5 protein-coding genes are annotated in these 6,743 nt (G+C 67.0%); 3 read left to right on the top strand and 2 right to left on the bottom strand.

Features of this window, described 5'->3' with window-relative positions; genetic code table 11:
* Positions 1–190 precede the first annotated feature (190 nt).
* Entirely contained in the window at positions 191–2,986 is a 2,796-nt protein-coding gene (locus AC3WTC_RS03760; RefSeq protein WP_218787670.1) for a beta-glucosidase family protein, read from the bottom strand.
* Between the two features lie 336 nt (positions 2,987–3,322).
* On the opposite strand from AC3WTC_RS03760, the gene AC3WTC_RS03755 reads away from it, so the two are divergent.
* Both AC3WTC_RS03755 and AC3WTC_RS03750 read left to right on the top strand, forming a co-directional pair.
* Positions 3,323–3,757: a VOC family protein gene (locus AC3WTC_RS03755; protein WP_025878496.1), complete on the top strand. Its 435-nt coding sequence runs from the start codon at positions 3,323–3,325 to the stop codon at positions 3,755–3,757.
* 268 nt (positions 3,758–4,025) lie between these two features.
* Positions 4,026–4,730, top strand: coding sequence for a helix-turn-helix domain-containing protein (locus AC3WTC_RS03750; protein ID WP_080148549.1), 705 nt, complete (start codon positions 4,026–4,028; stop codon positions 4,728–4,730).
* Between the two features lie 8 nt (positions 4,731–4,738).
* Here the strand turns inward: AC3WTC_RS03750 and AC3WTC_RS03745 are convergent, their stop codons facing one another.
* On the bottom strand, positions 4,739–5,629 hold the full coding sequence (locus AC3WTC_RS03745; RefSeq protein ID WP_080148548.1) for a sterol desaturase family protein: 891 nt from the start codon (positions 5,627–5,629) through the stop codon (positions 4,739–4,741).
* A 166-nt stretch (positions 5,630–5,795) separates the two neighbouring features.
* On the opposite strand from AC3WTC_RS03745, the gene AC3WTC_RS03740 reads away from it, so the two are divergent.
* A complete protein-coding gene (locus tag AC3WTC_RS03740) occupies positions 5,796–6,701 on the top strand; it encodes a LysR family transcriptional regulator (RefSeq protein WP_059064466.1) in 906 nt (301 codons plus the stop codon).
* The last annotated feature ends 42 nt before the right edge of the window (positions 6,702–6,743 follow it).

Below are 6,743 nucleotides of genomic sequence, written 5' to 3'. Positions count from 1 at the left end.
AGAAAGAAGCCGGAAGATTTCCTGATAAAGAAGGCCGGAGTCCTTCTACAGCAGGAATGAAAAACACCGGCGAAAGCCGTCTTTTTTTTTGGGGGTAGCGCTGGGCCATGCCCGGCGAGCGCAGCGGCACCCCGTAAACAGACACGGCCCCTTGCGGGGCCGTGTCTTCAACCATCAGTACCGCAGCGGATCAGCGCAGCACCTGCTCCACCAGCTGCACGTCCACCGTCTGCAGCGGCTCGGCGGCGTTGCGCGACAACTGCACCTGGTAGGTGCCGCCGGCGATCTTCCACTGGCGTGCCTGCGCATCGTAATGCGCCAGGGTCTTCGGCTCGGCTTCGATGCGGATGCGGCGCTGTTCGCCCGGCTGCAGCTCCACCTTGTCGTAGCCGATCAGGCGGATCGGCGTGGCGCTGCCGGCCGGCAGCTTCAGGTACAGCTGGGCGACGTCGGCACCGGCGCGCTTGCCGGTGTTGCGGATGTCGACGCTGGCAACCAGGCGCGAACCCTCCACGCTCACCTTCAGGTTTTCATAGGCGAACGAGGTGTAGGACAGGCCGTGGCCGAAGGCGAAGGTCGGGGTCAGGCCCTTGGCCGCCATCCACTTGTAGCCGACGTTGGCGCCTTCGATATCGAAATCGAACACATCGCCGAACGGCTTGGCCGGCTTGAAGCCAAGGCCATCGATGTGCGGGCGCGGCAACTGCGATTCGTCCACCACCCAGGTCACCGGCAGGCGGCCGGACGGATTGGCCTGGCCGGTCAGCAGTGCGGCAATGCCTTCACCGCCACGGATACCCGGGTACCAGGCCTGCAGCACCGCCGGCACCTGCGCCAGCCACGGCGTACGCACCGGGCCGTTGGTTTCCAGCACCAGCACGGTCTTCGGGTTGGCCTTGGCCACCGCCGAAATCAACCCATCCTGGTTGTCCGGCAGCTGCATGTCCGGCAGGTCCACCGATTCGGCCGCCCACTGCGTCGCGAACACGATGGCCACATCCGCCTGTGCAGCAGCCTTGGCCGCAGCGGCGGCGTTGGTACCGTCCACGTACTCGATGGTCGCATCCGGGCGCGCGGCACGCAGCGATTCCAACGGCGAGGACGGATGGAAGATCACCGGGCCCGGCCAGGTGGTCGGCAGCACGCCCGGCACCGCGTTGGTGCCCTTGGCCGTGACGCCCACCATCGACGAACCACCGCCACCGATCACGCCCTTGTCGGCATGGCCACCGATGATGACGATGCGCTTGGCGCTGTCGGCCAGCGGCAGCAGGCTGCCTTCATTGCGCAGCAGCACGCTGCCTTCTTCCACCGTGCGCTGGGCCACGGCGAAACCGGCTTCAGCGTCGACCTTCTGGTGCTGCGGCGGGTTGTCGAAGTTGCCGTGCAGGAACATCGTGCGCAGGATGCGCGCGACCATGTCGTTCAGGCGCGCCTGCGGTACCACGCCGCCGTGCACGGCCAGGCGCAGCGGCTCATCGAAGAACACCGCCGCATCGAACACTTCACCGGCCGACTGCTGGTCCAGGCCGGCCAGCGCCGCCTTCGAACCGCTGTGCACGCCGCCCCAGTCGGACATCACGAAACCGGGGAATTTCCACTCCTGCTTCAGCACCTGGTTCATCAGGTAGCCGTTTTCGCAGCCGTAGGTACCGTTGATCTTGTTGTACGAGCACATCGCCACGCCCGGGCGGCCAGCTTCCAGCGCGATCTCGAACGCCAGCAGATCCGACTCGTGCATGGCCTGCTCGCCAATGCGCACGTCGTGGAAGTTGCGGCGGGTCTCCATGTCGTTCAGCGCGAAGTGCTTCATCGAGGAGATCACGTGCTGGCTCTGCACGCCCTGGATCACTGCGCCGACCATCGAACCGGCCAGCAGCGGGTCTTCACCAGCGTATTCGAAGTTGCGGCCGTTACGCGGGTCACGCTGCAGGTTGACGCTGCCGGACAGCAGGATGTTGAAGCGCTGCTGCCAGGCTTCGCGACCCATCGTCGCGCCACCGGCAAAGGCAACACCGCGGTTCCAGGTGGACGCCGTGGACGGGCCCGACGGCATGGCGGTGGCGAAATCACCCGGGCGGATGCCACCGGGATTGGTCACGCCCACGCCGGCGTCGGCCGACTGCTGCGACGGAATGCCCAGGCGCGCTACGCCCGGCACGAAACCGGCCGAACCCACCGCACCTTCCGGCAGCTTGCCACCGTCCTTGCCCAGCCCGAAGTAGCTGTGCAGCATCTGGAACTTCTCGTCCTCGGTCATCGCCTTCAGCAGCAGCGCAGCGCGCGCATCGGCGGTGAGCGTGGTATCCATCCACGGCTGCTCGCCGCCCTTGTCAGCCGCATAGGCCAGGGTCAGCAGGGTTGCACGCAGCGCGCTGCCTTCAACCTTGAACGGCGCACTGCTGGCGGCCTGGAAGCCATCGCTGAAATAGCTGGCATCGGCCTCCAGGGCCACGCGTGCCGGATCGAAGCCGGCCGCTTTGGCCGATTCACCGGCCACCGCGCCGAGCAGCACCGCCGGCGCGCCCAGTCGCGAACGCGACACCAGTGCCGGCAACTGCGAAGCACCGGCGCCAGCGTCGGTGTACACCGCCACTGCATGGCGGCCGTCATCCAGGCGCAGGTAGTTCAGGCCCGGCTGGTCGGGGCCGGATTCGGCGGCGATCGGCAGCCGGGTCAACACGGCCTGGCCGTGCTGGGTCTGGCCGTCATCCTTGCCGGCGGCGATGAAGCGGTACTGGTAGCCCAGGCCATCGGCCAGCAGCTGCAGCGGATCGACCTGGCCGATGCCGCGCTGTACCTGGCGAACGCTGACCGCATCCACCTGCAGGGTCTTCAACTGGGCAGCCAGGGCCGGCATCGCGTCCGCGGTCGGCGCCTGTTCCAGTGTCAGCACGGTGAAGGCGGCGGAGTCGGCCCAGGCCGGGGTGGCCAGTGCGGCAGACAGGGCCAGGGACAGGGCGAGCGGCTTTGTAAACGTTTTCATCGGCGGGCGTAATTCCGTTGCCAAGGCAATCGGTCCAGGGAAAGTGCCGCCGAAGGGTGCAGCGTCATGCCGCGCATGCGTTGCCGGGCAACGCCTTGCAGGCCAGAGGACGGGCCGGTCTGCGCGCGGGACCCTCCTCCCGTGCGTGACAACCTGCCTGTCCGGGCCGCGCAGGGCGACCCATCATGTGAAGAGTGTGCGAGGGCGTTCATCGCTGTCAACAGGACCTAAGTCACAGGCGCGATGTGCGGACTGGTTATCAGCCCATCACCGGCGGTCATCAACGGGCTGCACGGCGCTGCCGATAATGGTTCTCCCCGGCGACGATTCGAGCCCATGACCGTACATCGCGACTTCGACCATCTCTGGCGCGACCGCTGTGACACCTCCAGCCAGCGCAGCCCGCGCGTGCTGATCCGGGTGTTCGTCGCCCCCGGCGAACTGGAACGCAGCGTGGCCTTCTACGAGCAGCTGCAGGGTGTGGTCGCCGATGCCGGCTTTCCGTTTCCCGATGCGGGCCTGCGGCTGGCGATGGTCGGTGCGTTCCTGCTGATCGAAGGCTGCGACGAGGCGCTGGCGCCGTTCACGTCGACCACGGGCACGTTGCTGGTCGACGACGTTCGGCCTTATCACGACAAGCTGGTGGCCGCCGGCGCCGAGATCATCTTTCCGCTGCAGGTGGTACCGACCGGTGCGGCGTTCAATGCGGTGCATCCCGATGGCACCGTGGTCGAGTACGTGCACCACCGGCCGGACCCGCAGGGGCGGTGAGGTGGCGGCCGGGCTGCGCCCGGCACCCGCAGAGGCAACGGCCAATGCAACAGCAGAAGCAAAAGCTGGGCTCCTATGGGTAGGCGGGGTGGGTCCGGTTGCGGGGGACGCCGTGAATCCATCCATGGAGGCTCGGTCGCGCCATCCATGGCGCTCACGCCCCCGCAACCGGCCCCACCCCGCCTTCGACAGATTCCCGGCGCGCAGTAGATCCACGCCATGCGTGGATGTTTTTCCCATGAACCTTTGCGGCATACGTCATCCACGCATGGCGTGGATCTACAATTCCTCCATGTCCTCCCCCGCTCTACCCTGGAATGGCACCCTGCTGCTGGATGCACACGTGGCCGTGCTGCAGGGCCACGCCGGTGACAGCGCCGCGCATGCGCACTACGCCCATCAGCTGCTGCTGAGCGACGGCGACCCTTGGCAGGTCGAGATCGATGGCGTGCAGCAGCAGGGCCAACGGCTGTGGCTGCGCTCCTTCCAATCGCACGCGATCCTGTCGGCGCCCGCTGACGGCTGCACGGTGTTCCTCGAACCGGCACATGCCGACCTCGAACAGATCCAGCAGCATCTGCAGTCGTTGCCCGGCAATGCTGCGCAGCTGCACGAGTGGCTGCCGCGACTGAGCCGCCCACAGCCCCTGGACCGCCGCGTGCAGGCGGCGCTGGCCCGCATCACCCAGCACCTGCCCGGCCCGGTGCCGGCCGCCGATATCGCCGAGGCCGCGCATCTGTCGACCAGCCAGCTGCATCGGCGCTTCCAGTCCGAGCTGGCAGTGACCCTGCGCGGTTGGGTGCTGTGGCAACGGCTGCGCAGTGCGCTGGCGCATCATCTGCGCGGGCACAGCCTGACCGACAGCGCGCATGCTGCCGGTTTCGCCGATCTGCCCCACCTCTCGCGCAGCCTGCGCCGCATGTTCGGCATCGGTGCCGCGCAACTGCAGGGCCTGCAGCTGCACGCGGCCTGACGCATCGATCAACCGCGCCTGCGCAGTCCTTCCGGAAGCTCCGGCACCTCGCCATGGGGCAGCGCGCGGAAGGGGGCCAGCAGTTGTGCGGAATACGCCTGCGGATAGTCCGGCTGGCTGCCGATGCCCAGATCACGCTGCCGCAACCGATAGCCCGGTGCATCAAAGGCGGTCCCCAGCAGGTGGTCCCACACGGTGAAGAACAAACCGAAATTGACATCACCTGCGGTGCCATAGCGGATGTGGTGGAAGCGGTGCAGCGGTGCCCATGCCATCATCCGGCCCAACACACCCGGGCGCATGTCCACGTTGGAATGCTGCAGCAGCAGCTGGATCGCGATGGCGAACGCCAGCACCGCGGCCACCGGCATCGGCATGCCCAACAGCAGCAGCGGCAGTACGCCGCCCACCGCTTCGGCGGCCTGGTGCAGTGGGTGTTTCATCAAACCATTGAAGCCATACATGCGGGTCACGCTGTGATGCACCGCATGCAACCGCCACAACCAGCCGATGCGATGGCTGGCGTAGTGCACCAGGGTGATGCCAAGGTCAGCGGCGATGATCGCCACCAGCACCTGCAGCGCGAATGGCCACTGCGTCGGCCAGACGTACCAGGGCACGATTGCCGCCAGCATCGGCACCGTGGCGATCGACAGCAGGTTCAGGCTTTCATTGACCAGCGCATGCAGGACGTCGCGCAGGCGGTCACCCTGGTCGTGGTTGAACGCCGGATCGTAAGGCCACAGCCGCTCGGCAGCGAACGACACCGCGATGGCGACGGCCAGCAAGGCAAGCAGCCACAGCGGGTCACCGTGGGAGTGGCCGACCCAGGTGATGGCGGCGGCAACAAAACCCAGCAGGAACAACGGGGCATACAGGCGGAGCATCCAGTGCTTCATGGCTGGCTCTGAACAGTGAGGGGCCTGCATGCTGGCGCGGCATGCGGGCTGCAGGCTTGAACAAACAGCGCAACCCCGCGTCCGCTCACGTTGAATGCCCACCTTGGTGGGCGATCCACGTCTGGCGTGGATCTACAATGTCGACCTCATCGCGGCCTGGACCGGCATGGATTCCTTCACCTTGATGCGCGCCTTCCGCCGCATCGTCGAACGCGGCAGCCTCGCCCGTGCTGCCGAAGACCTGGGCCTGTCGCCAGCCGGGCTGAGCAAGCAGCTGCGCACGCTGGAAACGCATCTGGGCGTAGTGCTGCTGCAGCGGACCACCCGCCGCATGAGCCTGACCGAAACCGGCCATGCCTATTACCGCGAATGCTGCCGCCTGCTCGATGAACTGGACGCGCTGGAGCGCGGCATCGCCGAACAGCGCGGTGAAGTGAGCGGGCGCCTGCGGGTCAATGCACCGCAGTCATTCGCGCTGAGCACGCTGTCGCCATTGCTGCCACGCTTCCTGCAGCAGCATCCGCAGCTTGCACTGGACCTGGTGATGGAAGACCGTCTGCTTGATGCGGTTGGCGAAGGGTTCGATGTATCCCTGCGCATCCGCGCCGAACTGGAAGATTCGCGGCTGGTCGCACGCCGCCTGGCTTCGCTGCAGCAGGTGCTGTGCGCGGCACCGTCCTATCTGCAGCACCATCCGGCACCGCAGGTGGTGGAAGAACTGCAGGCGCACAGCGTGCTTGGCTACAGCCTGTCCGATTCACCCGGCAGCTGGCCGCTGCTCGGCCCCGATGGCCAGGTCACGGTGACCCTGCCGACACGGGTCACCGCCAACAACAGTCTGCTGCTGCGTGACCTGCTGGTCGCCGGCCTCGGTATCGGTGCGCTGCCCTCGTTCCTGGCCGCACCGGCACTGGCCAGCGGCGAACTGCAGCAGGTGCTGCCCGACCATCGCTATCCGCCGCGGTTCGTCTACGCGGTCTACCCCACCGCGCGCCACCTGCAACCGAAGGTACGCGCCTTCATCGATTTCCTGCACGCCGAACTGCCCGCCTGCGCCGGGCTGGATTCGTAACCGCCAGCGAAAACTGAGCTGCCCGCCGCGTGCTGTTTCGGC

The sequence above is a fragment of the Stenotrophomonas sp. FW305-C-20-S1 genome (genome assembly GCF_058783335.1).
This window is presented reverse-complemented; position numbering and strand designations above follow the sequence as displayed.